At 70.6% G+C, this 18,339-nt stretch carries 18 protein-coding genes and 1 tRNA gene; 13 read left to right on the plus strand and 6 right to left on the minus strand.

What is annotated here, in order from left to right:
- The 5 genes from VED21_RS37935 to VED21_RS37955 form a co-directional block, all read left to right on the plus strand.
- A partial coding sequence (locus VED21_RS37935) for a DUF4159 domain-containing protein (protein WP_324891552.1) occupies positions 1 to 592 on the plus strand: 592 nt, incomplete at its 5' end.
- 13 nt (positions 593 to 605) lie between these two features.
- On the plus strand, positions 606 to 2,690 hold the full coding sequence (locus VED21_RS37940; RefSeq protein WP_324891587.1) for a hypothetical protein: 2,085 nt from the start codon (positions 606 to 608) through the stop codon (positions 2,688 to 2,690).
- A 228-nt stretch (positions 2,691 to 2,918) separates the two neighbouring features.
- Positions 2,919 to 2,993: transfer RNA gene (locus VED21_RS37945), tRNA-Gln, on the plus strand.
- Positions 2,994 to 3,070: 77 nt separating this feature from the next.
- Positions 3,071 to 3,310, plus strand: a complete 240-nt coding sequence (locus VED21_RS37950) for a DUF4160 domain-containing protein (RefSeq protein WP_324891554.1) — start codon at positions 3,071 to 3,073, stop codon at positions 3,308 to 3,310.
- An 11-nt stretch (positions 3,311 to 3,321) separates the two neighbouring features.
- A complete protein-coding gene (locus tag VED21_RS37955) occupies positions 3,322 to 3,840 on the plus strand; it encodes a hypothetical protein (protein ID WP_324891556.1) in 519 nt (172 codons plus the stop codon).
- 31 nt (positions 3,841 to 3,871) lie between these two features.
- On the opposite strand, the gene VED21_RS37960 is transcribed toward VED21_RS37955, so the two are convergent.
- Genes VED21_RS37960 through VED21_RS37975 form a run of 4 tightly spaced genes read right to left on the minus strand, consistent with a single transcriptional unit; the run spans position 3,872 to position 7,261 of the window.
- Positions 3,872 to 4,681 carry a sulfite exporter TauE/SafE family protein gene (locus VED21_RS37960; protein ID WP_324891558.1) on the minus strand — a complete coding sequence of 270 codons (810 nt, stop codon included), beginning with the start codon at positions 4,679 to 4,681 and terminating at the stop codon, positions 3,872 to 3,874.
- A complete protein-coding gene (gene modC / locus VED21_RS37965; protein ID WP_324891560.1) occupies positions 4,674 to 5,768 on the minus strand; it encodes a molybdenum ABC transporter ATP-binding protein in 1,095 nt (364 codons plus the stop codon). The genes VED21_RS37960 and modC overlap by 8 nt, the downstream gene beginning before the upstream one ends.
- 8 nt (positions 5,769 to 5,776) lie before the next feature.
- Positions 5,777 to 6,445: a molybdate ABC transporter permease subunit gene (gene modB / locus VED21_RS37970; RefSeq protein ID WP_324891562.1), complete on the minus strand. Its 669-nt coding sequence runs from the start codon at positions 6,443 to 6,445 to the stop codon at positions 5,777 to 5,779.
- Between the two features lie 24 nt (positions 6,446 to 6,469).
- Positions 6,470 to 7,261, minus strand: coding sequence for a TOBE domain-containing protein (locus tag VED21_RS37975; RefSeq protein ID WP_324891564.1), 792 nt, complete (start codon positions 7,259 to 7,261; stop codon positions 6,470 to 6,472).
- A gap of 184 nt (positions 7,262 to 7,445) precedes the next feature.
- Between VED21_RS37975 and VED21_RS37980 the strand changes: the two genes are divergently transcribed.
- Complete coding sequence (locus VED21_RS37980; RefSeq protein WP_324891566.1) at positions 7,446 to 9,950, plus strand: PAS domain S-box protein; 2,505 nt, start codon at positions 7,446 to 7,448, stop codon at positions 9,948 to 9,950.
- On the opposite strand, the gene VED21_RS37985 is transcribed toward VED21_RS37980, so the two are convergent.
- Entirely contained in the window at positions 9,947 to 10,864 is a 918-nt protein-coding gene (locus tag VED21_RS37985) for a calcium-binding protein (RefSeq protein WP_324891568.1), read from the minus strand. The two genes, VED21_RS37980 and VED21_RS37985, sit on opposite strands and share 4 nt — an antisense overlap.
- Before the next feature lie 363 nt (positions 10,865 to 11,227).
- On the opposite strand from VED21_RS37985, the gene VED21_RS37990 reads away from it, so the two are divergent.
- The 3 genes from VED21_RS37990 (at position 11,228) to VED21_RS38000 (ending at position 12,983) form a co-directional block, all read left to right on the plus strand.
- On the plus strand, positions 11,228 to 11,461 hold the full coding sequence (locus tag VED21_RS37990) for a hypothetical protein (RefSeq protein WP_324891570.1): 234 nt from the start codon (positions 11,228 to 11,230) through the stop codon (positions 11,459 to 11,461).
- 164 nt (positions 11,462 to 11,625) lie between these two features.
- Positions 11,626 to 11,925, plus strand: a complete 300-nt coding sequence (locus VED21_RS37995) for a hypothetical protein (RefSeq protein ID WP_324891572.1) — start codon at positions 11,626 to 11,628, stop codon at positions 11,923 to 11,925.
- 83 nt (positions 11,926 to 12,008) lie between these two features.
- Positions 12,009 to 12,983 carry a phosphoribosylaminoimidazolesuccinocarboxamide synthase gene (locus VED21_RS38000; protein ID WP_324891576.1) on the plus strand — a complete coding sequence of 325 codons (975 nt, stop codon included), beginning with the start codon at positions 12,009 to 12,011 and terminating at the stop codon, positions 12,981 to 12,983.
- A 3-nt stretch (positions 12,984 to 12,986) separates the two neighbouring features.
- Here the strand turns inward: VED21_RS38000 and VED21_RS38005 are convergent, their stop codons facing one another.
- A complete protein-coding gene (locus VED21_RS38005; protein ID WP_324891578.1) occupies positions 12,987 to 14,807 on the minus strand; it encodes an FHA domain-containing protein in 1,821 nt (606 codons plus the stop codon).
- 162 nt (positions 14,808 to 14,969) lie between these two features.
- Between VED21_RS38005 and dacB the strand changes: the two genes are divergently transcribed.
- From dacB to VED21_RS38025, 4 genes are all read left to right on the plus strand, one after another.
- The gene (gene dacB, locus VED21_RS38010; RefSeq protein WP_324891580.1) at positions 14,970 to 16,409 is read left to right on the plus strand and encodes a D-alanyl-D-alanine carboxypeptidase/D-alanyl-D-alanine endopeptidase; all 1,440 of its coding nucleotides are present in this window, start codon (positions 14,970 to 14,972) and stop codon (positions 16,407 to 16,409) included.
- Positions 16,410 to 16,553: 144 nt separating this feature from the next.
- On the plus strand, positions 16,554 to 16,733 hold the full coding sequence (locus VED21_RS38015; RefSeq protein WP_324891582.1) for a hypothetical protein: 180 nt from the start codon (positions 16,554 to 16,556) through the stop codon (positions 16,731 to 16,733).
- A 169-nt stretch (positions 16,734 to 16,902) separates the two neighbouring features.
- Positions 16,903 to 17,529 (plus strand): chemotaxis protein, encoded by a 627-nt coding sequence (locus VED21_RS38020; protein ID WP_324891584.1) that lies wholly within the window; start codon positions 16,903 to 16,905, stop codon positions 17,527 to 17,529.
- A gap of 20 nt (positions 17,530 to 17,549) precedes the next feature.
- Positions 17,550 to 18,335, plus strand: a complete 786-nt coding sequence (locus tag VED21_RS38025; protein WP_324891586.1) for a class I SAM-dependent methyltransferase — start codon at positions 17,550 to 17,552, stop codon at positions 18,333 to 18,335.
- The last annotated feature ends 4 nt before the right edge of the window (positions 18,336 to 18,339 follow it).

Below are 18,339 nucleotides of genomic sequence, written 5' to 3' on the forward strand. Positions count from 1 at the left end.
CGTGGAGACCGCCGGCACCCAGGCCGTGGACATCGAGGTGGACGAACTGGCCTTCTTCCCCCTGCTCTACTGGCCGGTCACCGCCACGCAGCCGCCGCTGTCCGATCGGGCGCGCGGTCGGGTGAACGAGTACCTGCGCAACGGCGGCACCATCCTGTTCGACACGCGCGATCAGGCGGCCTCCCTGATGCCCGGCGCCGGCCCCGGCAGCATGGCCCTGCAGAAGCTGGTGGCCGGGCTGGACGTGCCGGCGCTGGCCCCGGTGCCGCCCGACCACGTGCTGACCAAGTCCTTCTACCTGCTCCAGGACTTCCCCGGCCGCTATGCGGGCGGCGAGGTGTGGGTGGAGGCGCGCGAGGGCAAGGCCAACGACGGCGTGTCCTCGATCATCGTCGGCGCCAACGACTGGGCCGCGGCCTGGGCCGTCGACCCGCGCACGGGGCAGGCGCAGTTCGCTGTGGTGCCCGGCGGCGAACGCCAGCGCGAGATGGCCTTCCGCGTCGGCGTCAACGTCGTGATGTACGCGCTGACCGGCAACTACAAGGCCGATCAGGTGCACGTGCCCGCCATCCTTGAGAGGCTCGGCCAATGATGGAGGGCCAATGATGGACGGCATGTCGATCGCGCTGTCCCCGCTGCTCCCCTGGGGCATCCTGGCGCCGCTGTTCGCCGTGGCGCTGGCGGTCGTGCTGCTGGGCCTGTTCCGGCGCGCGCGCGGCGTGCTGTGGCGCCTGCTGGCGCTGGCCGTGCTGGCGGTGGCGCTGCTCAACCCCTCGCTGGTCAACGAGAAGCGCGAGCCGATCAAGGACGTCGCCATCGTCGTGGTGGACGACTCCCCCAGCCAGAACATCGGCGACCGCCGCCCACGGGCCGAGCGCGCCCTCAACGACCTCACCGACAAGCTGAAGCGCTTCGACGACCTGGACGTGCGCGTGGTGCGCGCCGGGGATGGCACTGCCGGCGGTATCAACGAGACGCACCTGTTCGACGCGCTGACCCGCGCCATGGCCGACGTGCCGCGCCGCCGCATGGCGGGTGCGGTGCTGATCACCGACGGCCAGGTGCACGACGTGCCGGAGAACGTGGCGAAGCTGGCCGAGATCGGGCCGATCCACACGCTGCTGACCGGCAACCGCGACGAGGGCGACCGCCGCATCGCCATCGTGCAGGCGCCGGCCTACGGCATCGTCGGCAAGCCGGTCGAGCTGACCATCCGCATCGACGACATGCCCGGCCGCCAGTCGCCCAACGCCATGGTGACCCTGCGCCAGGACGGCGGCGCGCCGCGCACCGTCCAGGTGCCGGTGGGCCGCGACTTCCACCTGGACCTGCCCGTCGCCCACGGCGGCCAGAACGTGCTGGAGCTGGAGGTGGAGGCGGCGAAGCAGGAACTCACGCTCGCCAACAACCGCGCGGCGGTGGTGGTGAACGGCGTGCGCGACCGGCTGCGCGTCCTTCTGGTGTCGGGCGAGCCGCACGCGGGGGAGCGCACGTGGCGCAACCTGCTGAAGGCCGACCCGTCGGTGGACCTCGTCCACTTCACCATCCTGCGCCCGCCCGAGAAGCAGGACGGCACGCCCATCCGCGAGCTGTCGCTGATCGCCTTCCCCATCCGCGAACTGTTCGAGGTGAAGCTCGACGAGTTCGACCTGATCATCTTCGACCGCTACCGCCGCCGTGGCGTGCTGCCACAGATGTACCTGGAGAACATCGCGCATTACGTGGAGAAGGGCGGTGCGTTGCTGGAGACCAGCGGCCAGGGCTTCGCCACGCCGCTGTCGCTGTTCCGCACGCCCCTGGGCTCCGTCCTGCCGGCCGAACCGACGGGACAGGTGCTCGACCAGCCGTTCAAGCCGAAGGTCACCGACCTTGGCCGGCGCCACCCGGTCACCACCGGCCTGCCCGGCGACCGCATCGACGCCGATCCCGAATGGGGCCGCTGGTTCCATCAGGTGGAGGTGCAGCCCAACGGCGGCTCCGTGGTGATGGAGGGCGCCCAGGGCCGGCCGCTGCTGGTCCTCAACCGCGTCGGCGAGGGCCGCGTGGCGCAGCTGGCGTCCGACCAGATCTGGCTGTGGAGCCGCGGCTACGAAGGCGGCGGCCCGCAGGCCGAGCTGCTGCGCCGCCTCGCCCACTGGCTCATGAAGGAGCCGGAGCTGGAGGAGAACGACCTGCGCGCCCGCGTGGACGGCAACCGCATCACGGTTGAGCGCCGCTCGCTGGAGCCCGACCCGCGCAACGTCACCCTGACCACGCCCTCGGACGAGACGCGCACTCTGGAGATGAAGGACGACAAGTCGGGCCGCGCCACCGCGACGGTGATCGCGGCGGAGCCCGGCATCTACCGCGTCTCCGACGGCGAGCGCACGGCGCTGGCCGTGGTGGGTGCGGTCAACCCGCCGGAGCTGGCCGACGTCCGCTCCACCGGCGACCGGCTGAAGCCGGTGGCCGACGCCACGCACGGTGCCGTGCAGTGGATCGCCGACTACCCCGGCCCCACCCGCGCCGGCCCCGACGTGCGCCGCACGCGCCCCGACCGCGACCAGTCCGGCTCCGGCTGGATCGGCCTGCGCGCCAACGGCGACTTCGTGGTGACCGGCGTCTCCGACGTGCCGCTGCTCCCCATCGCCGGCGTCCTGGCCCTGGCGCTCGGCGCCCTCCTCCTGGCATGGCGGCGCGAGGGGCGGTAGCCCCGGATTGACAATATTCCTAGGGAAAGCCATGATCGGGGTGACCATGGCCTTTCCCTGCGCGTGTGGCGTCCAACGGAAAATGCGGGATATGGCCGAATGCAACACGTGGCGAAATCCGTTGCATCCCGTTGCATCCGGTTGCATTTGCCGCCGCGTGACGGCGCGCGGGCATACCCCGTTGCACAGCCGCGCGTTTGCGATTATGGTGCCGCTCCTTTCCGGGATTGGGGCGTCGCCAAGCGGTAAGGCAGCGGTTTTTGGTACCGCCATTCCCAGGTTCGAATCCTGGCGCCCCAGCCACCCTTCGCTTTCTGGACCTGTGCCGTTGCAGCCGTCCAGATTCCGGATTATATTTCCCTTGCCAGGCAGGGGGAACGATGGGAAAGCTCGTTGTGTTCGGGAAGGTGGCGGTGGTCATCCGCAACCGCGATCACAACCCGCCGCACTTCCATGTCATTGGCCCGGATTTCGAGGTGCAGGTCGGCATCGACCCGCTGGTGATTTTGCGCGGCTCGATGAGCAGGGCCGTTTGGGAGCAGGTTGCCGGATGGGCCGCCGAGAATCGCGCCCTCCTGGTGGCAGAATGGAACAGCATCAACCCGCGCTACCCGATGTGATGGAGGGGCTCGTGCACACTGAGATGGTCCATGGCGCCGATCCCCGCCCGATCCGCCGGATCGCCGCCGTCGAGGCCGTCGCCGGCAAGGTGCTGGCCGTAACCTGGGACCACGGCGGAACGGACGAGGTTGACCTTTCCGGGTGGATCGGCTTCCACGACATCGCCGAGTTGCGGGACGAGTCGGTGTTCCGCCGGCCGGAGATTGCCGAGTACGGCAGCGCCGTCCAATGGGCAGGGAACGAGGATCTCGCCATCGACAGCGTGCACCTCGAATTGCTGGCCGAACAGCAACGCCCGTTCAGTTCCACCGACCTCACCGCGTGGCAAGATCATCTCGGCCTTTCCAACCAGGAGGCCGCCGACATCCTGGACGTCGCGCTGAGCACCTTCCACACCTACAAGAACGGAACCGCCCGGATCCCCAGCGCGGTGCAGATCGCCTGCCGGGCCATCGAGCGCGACCCCCTGCTGTTCGAGGCGCACTACCGCCCGCGCCGCCCGTCAGGCCGGCCGCCGAAGGCGGCATGACTTTACCGGTGCCGCCGAAGGCGGCGTAGCCTCACCCGTGCCGCCAGACCTTCACGGCTGAGGCCAGCAGGAGCGCCGCCAGCAGCGGCAGCAGCACGGCACCCGGCACCACGCCCAGCAGTTGCCCGCCGACGAACGCGCCGATCACCGACCCTGCCGCCATCACCACCACGAAGGCCCGGTTGCGGCCCAGCACGGTGAAGCTGCGGTCGCGGCTGTAGCGGGCGAAGCCGGCGACCATCGTGGGCAGGCTCACGGCCAGCGACAGGCTGCCCGCCAGCTTCACGTCGGCGCCGAACAGCAGGACCAGCGTCGGGATCAGCAACTCGCCACCCGCCACCCCCATCAGCGACGCGACGACCCCGATGCCGAACCCCGCCGCCACGCCGGCCGCCATCTGAAGCCAGCCGGCCGCCACCGGCTCCCCGCCGCCCTCCCCATGCCCGAACAGCAGGGCACCGGCGATCAGCACCAGCAGGACGGCGATGACCCGGTAGAGCGATTCGGTCCGCAGCCGGGTCGCCCAGCCGGCGCCCAGCCACGCGCCGGCCAGACTGCCGGCCAGCAGGTTGACGACCACGCCCCAGTGCGCCGCCACCGCGTCCAGCGGGACCGCCCCCATGCGGAACGGCAGGGCGAAGGCGACGACGACGAGGCTCATGGCCTTGTTCAGGATCACCGCCTCCAGGGCCGCGAAGCGGAAGGCGCCGATCAGCAGCGGCAGGCGGAACTCCGCCCCGCCCAGGCCGATCAGCCCGCCCAGCGCGCCGATGACGGCGCCCCCGCCGAAGGCGGCCATCCGCCCGCGCCCGGCGCCGGCATGCCCATGCGCGTCAGTCACCCGCCACCCCCTTCGACACCAGCGCCACGCCCTTCACCTGCGCGAACACCGGCTGGCCCGGCGCCAGACCCAGCATCTCCCACGACTTGCGGGTGACGCGCGCCAGCATGCGGGCCCCCTGCCCGTCCTCGCCCAGCGCCACCACCGCCATGACCTGCACCGCGTCCTGCGGCTCGGCGGCGACCACGCGCGCCGGCATGACGTTGAGGATCGTGCTGCCGGCCGACGGCTGGCGCGCCAGGCTGACGTCGGTTGCGGCGATGCGCACGCGGCGTCCCGCCCCGACGGGGCCGAGGTCGCCCGGCACCTGCAGCCGCCCGCCGGCAAGGTCCAGCGTGGTCAGGCCATAGGCCGGCTCGTGCCCCTGCACCACGGCCGGCAGGGTCACGCCGGCCTCCGGCATGCGGGCGATGGGCAACGCCGGGTCGGCCTGCAACTCCTGCACCGGGCCGGACGCCACCACCCGCCCGTCCCGCAGCAGCACCAGATGGTCGGCCAGCCGCTCCACCTCCGCGATGTCGTGGCTGACGTAGAGCACGGGCACGGACAGCACGTCGTGCAGCCGCTCCAGGTACGGCAGGATCTCGTCCTTGCTGAAGCGGTCCAGTGCGGCCAGCGGCTCGTCCATCAGCAGCAGGCGCGGCTGCGCCAGCAGGGCGCGCCCGATGGCGACGCGCTGGCGCTCGCCCCCCGACAGGTTCTGCGGCGAGCGGTCGAGCAGGCGGCCGATGCCCAGCAGCTCGACCACCTCGCCCTCGCGGATGGTCTCCGGCACGCCGCGCCCCACCGTGCGGCGATGGCCGTACAGCAGGTTGGCGCGCACGGACATGTGCGCGAACAGGTTCGCTTCCTGGAAGACGTAGCCGATGGGCCGCTTGTGGACCGGCCGGAAGCGGCCGCCGTCCTGCCAAACGTCGCCGTCCAGCGCGAAGCGCCCGTCGAGCCGCTGGAGCCCTGCGACGCAGCGCAGCACCGTCGTCTTGCCGCAGCCCGACGGCCCGAACAGCGCGGTGACGCCGCGCCCCGGCGCCTCGAACGCCACGTCTATGGCGAAGGCGCCCAGCCGCCCCCGGAAGCGGGCCTCCATCCGCGCCGTCACCGCTTCACCCGCCCGACGCGCTTTTCCAGCGTCATCATGGTCAGGATCACGATGAAGGAGAACACCAGCATGCCGGCGGACAGCAGATGCGCCTCGGTCCATTGCAGGGTCTCGACATAGTCGAAGATGGCCACCGACAGCACGCGGGTCTTGCCGGGAATGTTGCCGCCGATCATCAGCACCACGCCGAACTCGCCCACCGTGTGGGCGAAGCCCAGCACCGCGCCGGTCAGGAAGCCGCTCCGTGCCAGCGGCAGCGCCACGGTGAGAAAGCTGTCGAGCGGCGAGGCGCGCAGCGTCGCCGCCGCCTCCAGCGGACGGTCGCCGAACGCCTCGAAGGCGTTGCGGATCGGCTGCACCACGAAGGGCATGGAGAAGAGGACGGAGCCGATGAGCAGCCCCTCGAACGTGAAGGCCAGCGACCGCGCCCCCCACAGCGAGGCCAGCCAGCCGCCCGGCCCGTCGGGACCCAGCAGCATCAGCAGGTAGAAGCCCAGCACGGTGGGCGGCAGCACCAGCGGCAGCGCCACCACGGTCGCCACCGCCTCCTTCCACCACGCCTGCGAACGCGCCAGCCACCACGCCAGCGGCGTGCCCAGCAGCAGCAGGATCACCGTGGTCAGCGCGGCCAGCTGAAGCGTCAGCAGGATGGGTTGCCAGATCATCGTCGGGTCTTCCGGGGCCGGCCGTCAGTCGACCGCCAGGATGATGTGCCCGGCGTCGATCAGCGCGCAGGCCGGCTGGCCGGCCGAGATGGCCAGCTCATCGGCGCTGTGGCGGGTGATGATGGCGACCAGCGTCTTGCCGCCGCCGATATCCAGCGAGACCTCGGTGTTGACGGCGCCGTCCTCGCGCCGCGCGATGGTGCCCTCGATGCGGTTGCGGACGGAGGTGCGGCGCGCGTCGTCGGCGAGGGCCAGGATGACGAAGGGCGCCTTGATCAGGGCCGTCGCCTCGCGCCCGGGGAACAGGCCCAGGTCGCGCACCGCGTCGCGGGTGACGATGGCGGTCAGGGTCGTGCTGTCGGACACGGCCAGGGCCACCTCGGCGTTCACCGCGCCGTCGGTGATGCCGGTGATGGTGCCGCGCAGTGCGTTGCGTGCGCTGGTGCGCATGAAGAACCCCCACATCAGGTTGGCCGCCGAGATGCCGGTGCCGGCAAGGTCCGGCTCCAGCGCGCCGAAGGCCCGCGCCAGCTCGCCCTCCAGCCGGTGAAAGGTCTCGACCAGCCGCATGCCTTCCGGCGTCAGCGTGGCGCCGCCGCCCCGCCGGCCGCCGGCCTGGGCGCCGACCAGCGGGCGGCCGAACAGGTTGTTCATGGCGTCCACCGCGTCCCAGGCCGCCTTGTAGGTGATGCCCACCGCCCGCGCGGCACCCGAGATGCTGCCCTCCCGCGCCACCGCCTCCAGGAGGCGGATGCGCTCGGCGCCCACGGGCGAGGCGTTGGGGCCGGCGAAGGAAACCTGGGCGCGGACGGGCATGGCCGATCCTTCGATTGGAGCGATATGTACAATCGATATATAACGCAGCCGCCCGCGAAGGGAAACCGTTTCCCGCCGGACCGATGCATGCCCGTCCTGCCGTCGGGCACCGCAACATCTGCCGAAGAGCCGAGTTGTCTTCGAGGGCCGGCTTGATCACGGTCGGCGGGAGGAGACGGCGTGCGTGAGTAACCCGGCGAGCGGACAGGCCCTGCTTCACTTCCCCGCGGACGGCGGCGGGGTCGGCGCGCTCATGCGCGCGCACGACTGGTCCACCTCGCCGCTCGGGCCCCCCGAGGGCTGGCCGCAGTCGCTGCGCAGCGTCGTGGGCCTGCTGCTTGCGTCCAAGTTCCCGATGTTCGTCGCCTGGGGGCCGGAGCTGGGCTTCCTCTACAACGACAGCTACGCGCTCATCCTCGGCGAGAAGCACCCCCGGGCGCTGGGCCGCCGGTTCAGCGACATCTGGAGCGACATCTGGGAGGATATCCGCCCCCTCGTCGACCGGGCGCTGGCCGGCGAGGCGACGTTCCACCAGGACCTCCCCCTCACCATGCTGCGCAACGGGTACGAGGAGCAGACCTGGTTCACCTTCTCCTATTCCCCCGTCCGGGACGAGAGCGGCACCGTCGCCGGAATGTTCTGCGCCTGCACGGAAACCACCGGAACGGTGCTCGCCGAATGGCGCCAGAACTTCCTGCTGGCGCTGGGCGACCGGCAGCGCGAGCTGCGCGACCCGCTCGCCATCACCGCCGCGGCGGCGGAAATGCTGGGCCGGCGCCTGAACGTGGCGCAGGTCGGCTACACCGACATCGACGACAGCGGCGAATGGCTCACCGTCGGGCGGGACTGGAGCGACGGGCGCATCCCCAGCGTCGTCGGCCGCCACCGCCTGGCCGATTTCGGGCCGTCCATCGCGGCGGCCCTGCGCAGCGGTGCCCCCCTCGTGGTGCCCGACGTGCGCACCGACGCGCGCACGCGCGAGCCGTCCGCCGCCGCGGCCTTCGCCGCGCTGTCCATCCGCGCGGTGCTGGCCGTGCCGCTGGTCAAGCAGGGGCGGCTGGCGGCGACGCTGTTCCTGCACCATTCCGAACCCCGCAACTGGACGGCGGCCGAAATCGCCCTGGCCGCCGACGTCGCCGAACGCACCTGGGCGGAGAACGAGCGCGCGCGCGCCGAAGCGGCCCTGCGCGAGAGCGAGGCGCGCTTCCGCCACATGGCCGACAACGCGCCGGTGATGGTGTGGGTGACCGATCCGGACGGGCGCTGCACCTACCTCAGCCGCAGCTGGTACGCCTTCACCGGCCAGACGCCGGAAACGGCGCTGGGCCACGGCTGGCTGGACGCGGTCCACCCGGACGACCAGGCGGCGGCGGAGCGGCGGTTCCACGAGGCGACCGCCACGCGCGCGCCGTTCCGGATGGAGTACCGCCTGCGCCGGCACGACGGGGAGTGGCATTGGGCCATCGACGCCGCCGCCCCCCGTTTCGCCGACGGCGGCGCGTTCCTCGGCTTCGTCGGCTCGGTGATCGACATCACCCTGCGAAAGCGGGCCGAGGAGGCCCTGGAGCAGGCCAAGGAAGCCGCCGAGCGGGCCAACCTCGCGAAGTCCCGCTTCCTGGCCGCCGCCAGCCACGACCTGCGCCAGCCGATGCAGTCGCTGCTGCTGTTCCTGGAAATCCTGAAGCCGCACGTGGCGCCCAAGGGGCAGGACGCGCTGAAGCACCTGGGCCGCGGGCTGGACGCCCTGCGCGACCTGCTGGACAGCCTGCTCGACATCTCGCGCCTGGACGCCGGCATCGTGCAGCCGGCCGTCGAAACCTTCGCCGTCGGCGACCTGATCGAACAGATCGCCAGCGCCTCCGCCCCGGTCGCCGCGGCCAAGGGCCTGGAGCTGCACATGACGCCATGCCCGGCGGCGGTGCGCAGCGATCCCACTCTGCTCGGCCGCATGCTGCGCAACCTCGTGGAAAACGCGCTGCGCTACACCGACGCGGGCCGCATCACCATCAAATGCCGCGAGCACGCGGGGCGCCTGCGCATCGAGGTGCACGACACCGGCATCGGCATCCCGCCCGACCACCTGGAACGGATCTGGGAGGAGTTCCACCAGGTCGGCAACCCCGAGCGCGACCGCAACCGCGGCCTCGGGCTGGGCCTCGCCATCGTGCAGCGGCTGTCCGTGCTGCTCGACCATCCGGTCGACGTCCGCTCCGCGCCCGGCCGCGGATCGGTGTTCGCGATCGAGGTGCCGCTGGGGCGGGACGCCCCGCAGCTGGCCGCCGTCCCGGCCGGGGAGGCCGCCGGGAACGGCCGCTTCGCCGTCCTGGTGGACGACGACGCCATCGTGCTCCTCGCGCTGAAGGCGACGTTCGAGTCCTGGGGCTACGCGGTGCTGGCCGCCGGCTCGGCCGATCAGGCGCTGGCCGGCCTGCGCATGGCCGGCCGGCGGCCGGACGTCGTCGTGGCGGACTACCGGCTGCGCGAAGGCCGCTCCGGCACCGAGGCGATCCTGCGGGTTCGCGAGACCTTCGGCACCGACATCCCCGGCATCGTCCTGACCGGAGAGACCGGCGGCGAGGTCCACCAGGACGCGACCGAGCATCGCTTCGAGGTCATCCACAAGCCGGTCACCCCCCGCCAGCTGGCCGGCGCCCTGGAGCGCCTCACCCCGAACCGCGGCGGCCCCTAAGCGAAGACCACCCACCCCTCGACGACCTGCGCCGCCGTCACACCCTTCAAGGTCAGCGTCTCGCCCGTGGCCAGCACGATCGCCGCGCCCTCGGTCGCCGTGGCGACGGTATAGGCGGTCCCCGCCGCCAGTTCGATCCGGTCGCCCGAGGCGCCCGCGAAGTCGTACACGGTGTCGTTGCCCTGCCCGGCGCGGAAGACGAAACGGTCGGCGCCGGTATCACCGATCAGGGTGTCGTTGCCCAGGTTGCCGTTCAGCGTGTCGTTGCCGAGGCCGCCGTTCAGCACGTCGTCGCCCTGGCCGCCGAACAGCGCGTCGGCGCCGTCGCCGCCGACCAGCGTGTCGTTGGCCATGTTCCCCTGCATGAGGTCGTCGCCGGAGCCACCCTCGAGCCAATCGCTGTCCTGGCCCCCGAACATCCAGTCGCCCCCGGCATCGCCGGACATCTGGTCGGCCCCCAGGTTGCCGTACATCTGGTCGCCATCGTCGCCGCCGCGCAATGTGTCGGCCCCACCCATGCCCTGCATCACGTCGCCGCCGCCGCGTCCGACCAGCGTGTCCGCATAGGCCGACCCGACCATGACGTCCGCGTTGCGGAACATGTACGAGTTGATCAGCTTGTAGGACATCTCGTAGACGCTGGAAAAGCTCAGGTCGAGAAAGTCGATCGACACCATTGCACCGCCGCCGGGGGCTGTGGCGACAAACGAATTGACGGAACCCCAAATATTGCTGGCCGAATAACTCAGCGATCCGCCGATCGCGACGTCCATGACATCGTGCGCGCCATAGGTATAATGATAGCTGAGCACGGTGGGCGTGCTTGCCGTCACAGTGAAATTATCGAACACAACCCCAGTGAGATTGCCTTCTCCGGAAAGATTGACGGCAACAGACGCGAACAGACGGGCCATGGGCGAAAACCTCGGTTCTCAAATGCGGGTGCCCGATACATATCGGCGCATGCACGGGCATAAGATCGACTTTTGATAGTAGACAGTGGCGGTGGCTGCAGTCCAGATCATCATGAATGCATGGAACTGCACGCCGCGTGCGCAGCGCCGCCGCCCGGGCGGTCATACTCCCCAACCCCGAACAGATTATGACCAGTCGTCAAAGACGTAATCCACTGGGATAATGTGGCCGCGGAACAACAAGCGCGACAAACAGCACGCACACGCAAGATATGTCTCTTGCGTCTTCTTGGAAATTCCGTAGCTTATTGGTTAACACCCGAACAACGGGGTGCACCATTCCCTACATGGCGGGAGATTCGCATGTCCGTTCTGGATATCGCGGCGGCAACTTCGCCCATAGAAGCGCTTTCAAGCGAACTTGCGGCAACTGCAGAAGCAATTGTCAACGAATTGGTCTCTGGGCCTTTCTTGCCTATCTTTGAAAGGCACGAGATCGAAAGACTTGTGTGTTCGCCGATGTTCCGCAGCTTCCTTGAAAGCGAACACAACGCGCGCACCCGAAAACTGGCAAGCGGCTCCCTCTTCATGGCATGACTTCCACAGACCTGGGCACGGGTGCCGCCGCCAAATGATCGCCTGCGATCTTCCAGACGGCGGCACCCCGTACCGGCCTTGCGTCCCATGCCCTTTGGCGGCATGGAAGCGCCCTTCCCGGCGATCCATATCCTTCCAACGGAGAACCCCATGCGGAGGAGATCATGGACATCAGGGTCTGCTTTGAGAACATGGAGAAGGTGAACGTCGACGACGCGGCGATGATGCGCCATTACAGCGAAAGCTACCTCGCCGACTTCTCCCCGGAATGGGCCGGCTTCATCATGCTGCCCCACAACGAAACGAAGCGCGGCACGATGGAGCCGGTGTGGCAGGTGCTGATCCGCAACGCCACCGACCGGACGGAGCACGACCTGATCGACTACCTCCAGCGCAACCCCATGGCCGGCTACCACGTCCACGTCTACCGGAAGGACGGCGGCCGGCAGATGAAGGTCTTCTGAGCGAAGCGCTTGCCTGAACGCGTCATCGGGGGCTAGGTTTGCCAGCCTTCAACCGACGGCTTCCCTTCCGGCAGGTCCTTCCCATGATCGACGTGAACGCGCTCGCCCCGCACCTCAAGAACGTGCTGTGGGACGCCGACATCCCCGAGCTGCCGAACCACTACCGCGGCAAGGTGCGGGACAACTACGACCTGCCCGGCGGGCGCCGCATCCTCGTGGCCTCGGACCGGCTGAGCGCGTTCGACCGCATCCTCACCGCCATCCCCTTCAAGGGGCAGGTGCTGACGCAGACCGCACGCTACTGGTTCGAGCAGACGAAGGACATCGTCGCCAACCACGTCATCGAATACCCCGACCCCAACGTCGTGGTGTGCAAGCGTCTGACGATCCTCCCGGTCGAAGTGGTGGTGCGCGACTACCTCGCCGGCACCACGTCGACGTCGGTGCTGTCCATGTACAAGGCCGGCCAGCGCGAGATGTACGGCGTGCGCCTGCCCGACGGGCTGCACGACAACGCCAAGCTGCCGCAGACCATCATCACCCCCACCACCAAGGCCGACATCGGCGACCACGACGCGCCCCTGTCGCCGCAGGAGATCGTCGAGCGCGGGATCCTGCCCAAGGCGCAGTGGGAGGAGGTGTGCGACGTGGCGCTGAAGCTCTTCGCCCGCGGGCGCGAGCTGGCGGAACGGCGCGGCCTGATCCTGGTCGACACCAAGTACGAGTTCGGCGTGGACGAGTCCGGCAAGGTCTTCCTGGCCGACGAGATCCACACGCCGGACAGCAGCCGCTACTGGTTCCGCAGCACCTATGACGAGCGCGTCGCCGCCGGCAAGCGGCCGGAGAGCTTCGACAAGGACTTCGTGCGCACCTGGGTGAGCGAGCGCTGCGACCCCTACAAGGACGCCGTCCCGGAGATCCCGGCGGAGATGGTCCTGGAAACGGCGCGCGTCTACATCACCGCGTACGAGACCATCACCGGCCAGCCCTTCGACCTGCCGGCCCAGCCGGCGCCGGTGCTGGAGCGCATCCGCGCCAATCTGGCCAAGTATTTCTGACCCCTACCCCCGCACCTCGAAGGCGATCCGGGCCGGCGTCTCGCCGGCCTGGGGGGAACCGATGACGATCTCTCCCCGGCCCTTGAGCGGCAGGGACTCGCCGTTGGTCAGCGTCTGCCCCTCGCCGCCCGCCGGCAGCACGCGGGTCCCGTTGCGGCTGTGGTCGGAGAGAACGAAGTCCTCCCCCCGCACGTCGATGACCGCATGCCGGCGCGAGGCGGAGGCGACGTCGAGCCGCATCTGGCAATCGTGCGAGCGGCCGATGACCAGTTGCGCCCCCTCGTCCGGCATCACCAGCCGCCGCCCGCCAAGGCTGAGCACCAGCTTGGCCCCCGTCTTCCTGGGCTTCGACAGGTCGACCGTATCGCCGGTGACGACCAGCGGCAGGAAGGCCCGCTCGTCGTCCGGAATGGCGGCGATCTTGGCGATCAGCTGATCGGCCAGCAGCCGCGGGATGCCGGCCGCGCGCAGCCGCTTGCCGAACCCGTCGCGCATCTCGTCCAGGCTGGCCCCCGCCGGCGCCAGCTCCCGCGCCGACTTGACGCGGCCGAAGATGTCGGCCACCCGCTGCACGAGATAGCTCATCCGCCGCCGCCCGAACTCGCTGGACGCGAGGTCGAGCAGGTAGCCGATGCGCGCGGCCGGCCCGCCCAGGCGGCCGGCGAGGAACGTCACCGTCTCCTCGAACGGCAGGTCGTGCCCGTCGGTGCCCATGGCCATCTTGGCCCGCTTGGTCAGCGCCGACGCCATCGCCGGGCCGCCCATGTAGCCGTCGAAGGCGGCCAGCCGGTCGACGATCGCCTGCAGCGCCTTGGCGTCCGCCGCCAGCCCCGACCGGGTCAGCGGGTGGCTGCCCTCCAGCCCGCCCTGCACCCGGTTCAGCAGCGCCGTCTTCACCCGCGTCAGGGTGCCGCCCGCCACCGCGTTCGACAGGTCCAGCAGCCCGTCGGTGTGCGGCAGGCGGTCGTCCAGCTCGCCGCGCACGGCGGCAAGCAGGCTGAGCAGCGCCGATGACAGGTCGGGCGCGTAGCCGATCAGCGTCTTGATCGGCTCGCGCCCGTCCACCGTCTCGCACAGCAGCTCGTCGACGACGCGCTCGGCCTCCGGCTCCCCCTCCACGTGGAAGCGCAGGATGGCCTTCAGCTTCTGCGGCCAATCGCGGAAGGGTTCCAGCGCCGTCGAGAAGGCGTGGGTGACGATGCGGTCGCGCTGTTCCGGCGGCCGCTCGGCCGCCGCCTGCTCGAGCAGCGCCGTCACGCCCCGGCGCGACAGCGCCTCGTCGAACGGGGCCAGATCCTCGGCGTGCTGCGCCAGGGCCTTCACCTCGTTGAACAGCTTCACGAGCTGGTCCTGGCGGTCGAACACCTTCACGCCCGCCATCGGCGCCTGCAGCGTGGCCAGCCGGCTGAGCCCCGGGTTGAACAGCGTCGCCTCGCGCTCGAAATAGCGCAGGGGGAAGTACCGGTGCAGCTGCTCGGCCGGGATCACCGCCTGGTCGTCGAAATAGGCGCGGAACAGGCGCAGCAGCGTCATCCGGCTGTCGAAGGAATAGACCTGCAGGACGTCCGCGCAGTAGGCCGCCGTCTCGATGTGCGAGATGGTGGTGACCTTGCCCCCGCCCATGTAGGCCTTTTCGAAGACGGTCTCCTCCTTGCCGGCGTCGTTCACCTTGACGACGCGCACGACGGAGTATTTCGCAAGGCTGAGCAGGTACTTGGCCCGCTCCATGGCGAGCCGTTCGTCGGGAAAGACGCCGTCGATGTTCGGCCGGCCGCCCTGCTCGACCACCACCTCGAACTTCGCTTCGCGCCGCCGTGAGATCATGCCGCCTGCCTTCGCTGTCCGGCTGGAGGTCCCCTGAGCCCGGAACGTCTTTGCAACAAACTATAAGGAAACGGTGAAAAATTCGTATTCCTATTTCCGTCACAGCGGTGGCCCACGGATTGGTGCGGCGCGCTGCGCCACGCCTGCGCTAAACTCGCGTCCATGCGAGCCCTCTCCTCCTCCCTGCGGTGTGGCGCTGCGGCGCTGATTGCGGTCCTGCTGCTGGCGGTGTCGGCCTGCGCCGCCCCCCTGGTGCCGGACGACGCCGACGCGCTGGCCCGGCACGGCTTCACCGCCGACGACGTCGGCTACCTGCTGTTCGACCTGGAGGACGGGCGGGCTCTGGCGGCGCGGCAGGCCGACCGGCCGTTCGTGCCGGCCTCCGTCGCCAAGGTGCCGGCCATGCTGGCGGCCCTGGCGCTGCTGGGGCCGGAACACCGCTTCACCACCGGCCTGCACGCCACCGGCGCGGTGCGCGACGGCGTGCTGCACGGCGACCTGTTCCTGAAGGGCGGCGGCGATCCGACGCTGGCGACCGGCGAACTGATCGCGCTCGCCGACGCTCTCGCGGCGCAGGGCATCCAGCGCGTTGCCGGGCGCTTCGCCTATGACTCCACGGCGCTCCCCGAACTGCCGGAGATCGACGCCGGGCAGCCGTGGACGGCCGGCTACAACACCGGCGTTTCCGCCCTGTCGCTCAACTTCAACCGCTTCCAGCTGGCGTGGCGGCGCCCCGCGGCGGGCGGGCCGGTGCAGGCGGAGGCATGGTCGGTCTCCGACCGCGGCCGCCATCGCCTCGCCAGCGTCGCCATCGAGGTCGCCCCAGACGGCACCGCCCCCTTCACGCCGCTGGAGGGCAAGGAGGGCGAGCGCTGGCGCTTCGCGGCATTGCCCGGCGTGGCCGAGCGCACGTGGCTGCCGGTCACGCGGCCGGCGCTGGCCGCCGCCACCGTGTTCCGCGCCGTGGCGGCCGAGCGCGGCATCGCGCTGCCCGCCCCGGTCGCCCGGCCCGTGCCGGCCGGCGCCCTCCTCCTCGCCGCGCACGACAGCGCGCCGCTGGCCGCGGTGGCGGCGGGCGTGCTGAGGTACTCGAACAACCTGTCCGCCGAACTGGTCGCGCTGGCCGCCGCCCGCCGGGTCGACCCGCGGGTGGACACGCTGGCGGGTGCGGGTGCCGCCGTGGCCGCCTGGGTCCGCACGCAGCGGCCGGACGTGGATTGGACGGGCTTCGCGCTCGCCAACGGTTCCGGCCTCACCACGGCGTCGCGCATGACGCCGCGGCAGACGGCGGCGATCCTGCGGCTAGGCGGCCCCGCCCTGTTCGACCTCCTGCCCGGCGACGAGGAGAGCGGGCCGCTGCCGGGCGTCAGGGCGAAGTCCGGCACGCTCGCCTACGCCAAGGGCTTGGCCGGCACGCTGCGCACCGCGTTGGGCCGCCGGCTGGGCTTCGTCTTCTTCGCCGGCGACGACGCCCGCCGCCGGGCGATGGACGCCGCCATGGACCGCCGCGTCGCCGAGATGCCGGCCGACGCCCGCGCCTGGCTGACGCGCGCCCGCGCGCTGCAATCCGACCTGCTGGCCCTGTGGGCGGGTGGTTATTGAACATATGTTACGGCCGCATGACGCGGGCGTGACTCATGCGTTATTAGCGCATGTGCGGACCGGATTCAGGCCGCATGCTACCTCCATCGGTGGTGCCGAGCCGCCGCCCGTTTACCGCCGGATGCGGGAAAATGGAGAGAAGGGATGCTGGACGGGAAACGCTTCGTGCGCTGCTGGATGCTCCTTGACGAGGCCGAGGGCCTGCTCGACCTCTGCGACGCGCCGGGCGCACCGAACGAGGGCAACCTGCGCCGCCTCAACGAAAACCTCGCCTCCGCCCGCCGCCTGATCGACGAGGCGCAGGGGCTGTACGCCCACCGCTGAACATCCCCGCCGGGCATCCCTGCCGAAGCAACCCCATTGGCGCGCCGCGGTTATCCGCCTAGACTGGCGAAGCCGCCGCGCGCCACGCGCGGCACAGCCGAGGGACGACCGCCCGCCCATGCCGCTCCACGGAACCAGGCCGCCCCCGAACAAGACCATCGGTCACAGGATGACCGGCCAGACGAGCCGGCTCCGCGCCGCCGTTCCGGACGACGCGGGCGACTTCGCCAACCGCTACCGCGACCAGCGCCTGGGCGGCGCGGAGGTCATCAACATCGTCGTCGGCGGCTGCGTGGTCAGCGACGCCGACGACGTCATCATCACCACCACGCTGGGCTCCTGCGTCGCGGCGTGCGTCTTCGATCCCGTCGCGCGCATCGGCGGCATGAACCACTTCCTGCTGCCCGACTCGGGCAGCGACATCCTGTCCGGCTCGTCGCGCTACGGCAGTGCCGCCATGGAGCAGCTGATCAACCGCATGCTCGCCATCACCCACCGGCGCGACCGGCTGCGGGCCAAGGTGTTCGGCGGCGCCAAGATGCGTGCACTGATGAGCGACGCCGGCCAGCACAACGTCGAATTCGTCATGGAATACCTGGCGGCCGAGGGCATCCCGACCATGAGCTGGGACGTCGGCGGCTCGGCCGCGCGGGCCATCCGCTTCTATCCCACGTCGGGCCGCACGCAGCGCCGTCTGATCGGCGACGAGCACGTGCACGACATCGCGCGCAGCGAGGCGTCGTTCATGGAGCGGCTGCGCACCACCGCCATCGACGGCGACGTCGAACTGTTCTGAGCGGGAGCTGTTCTGAGCGCATGCTGCACGGTCTCTCCCGCCTGCTCCCCGACATCCGCCGCGGCGGCCTCGACGAGGCGTCGGTCTACCGCCGCCCCGCCCATTACCGCGCCCGCAAGGGGCTGGTCCCCGCCAAGGGCATGCTGGAATGCCCGGTGTGCGGGCGCCGCGCCCGGCGCTTCCTGCCCTTCGGCGTGTCGGGCCGGCGCAACGCGCAGTGTCCGGACTGCGGCTCGCTGGAGCGGCACCGCTTCCTGTGGCTGTTCCTGGCGGAGCGCACGCGCTTCTTCCGCCGCACGCTGCGCGTCCTGCACACGGCGCCCGAGCCCTGCTTCGAGGCGGCGTTCCGCGCCCGGCACCGGCGCGGCTACGTCACCGTCGACCGCTACTCCCCCTTCGCCGACGTCCAGGCGGACCTGACCGCCCTGCCCTTTCCCGCCGGCCGCTTCGACGTGGTGCTGTCCAGCCACGTGCTGGAGCACGTCGCCGACGACCGCATGGCGATGGCCGAGTTGGCGCGCGTGCTGAAGCCGTCCGGCTGGGCCGTGCTGATGTTCCCCTTCGATCCCCGTCGACCGACGCAGGAGGATCCGGCCAACGACACGCCGGCCAAGCGGCTGGCGGCCTATGGCCACCCCTACCATTACCGCATCTACGGCAACGACGCGCCGGATCGGCTGGCCGCCGCCGGGCTGCCGGCCACGGTGGTCGCCTCGCGCCGCTTCCTGTCCGGGCACCGGCTGCGCCGCTTCCGCGTCAACACGAACCATCTGCTGCTGGCACGGCGCGCCGGGACCGAAGCATGAGCGA

Origin of the sequence: Azospirillum sp. (assembly GCF_035627195.1) — a bacterium.
Taxonomy (GTDB): Bacteria; Pseudomonadota; Alphaproteobacteria; order Azospirillales; family Azospirillaceae; genus Azospirillum.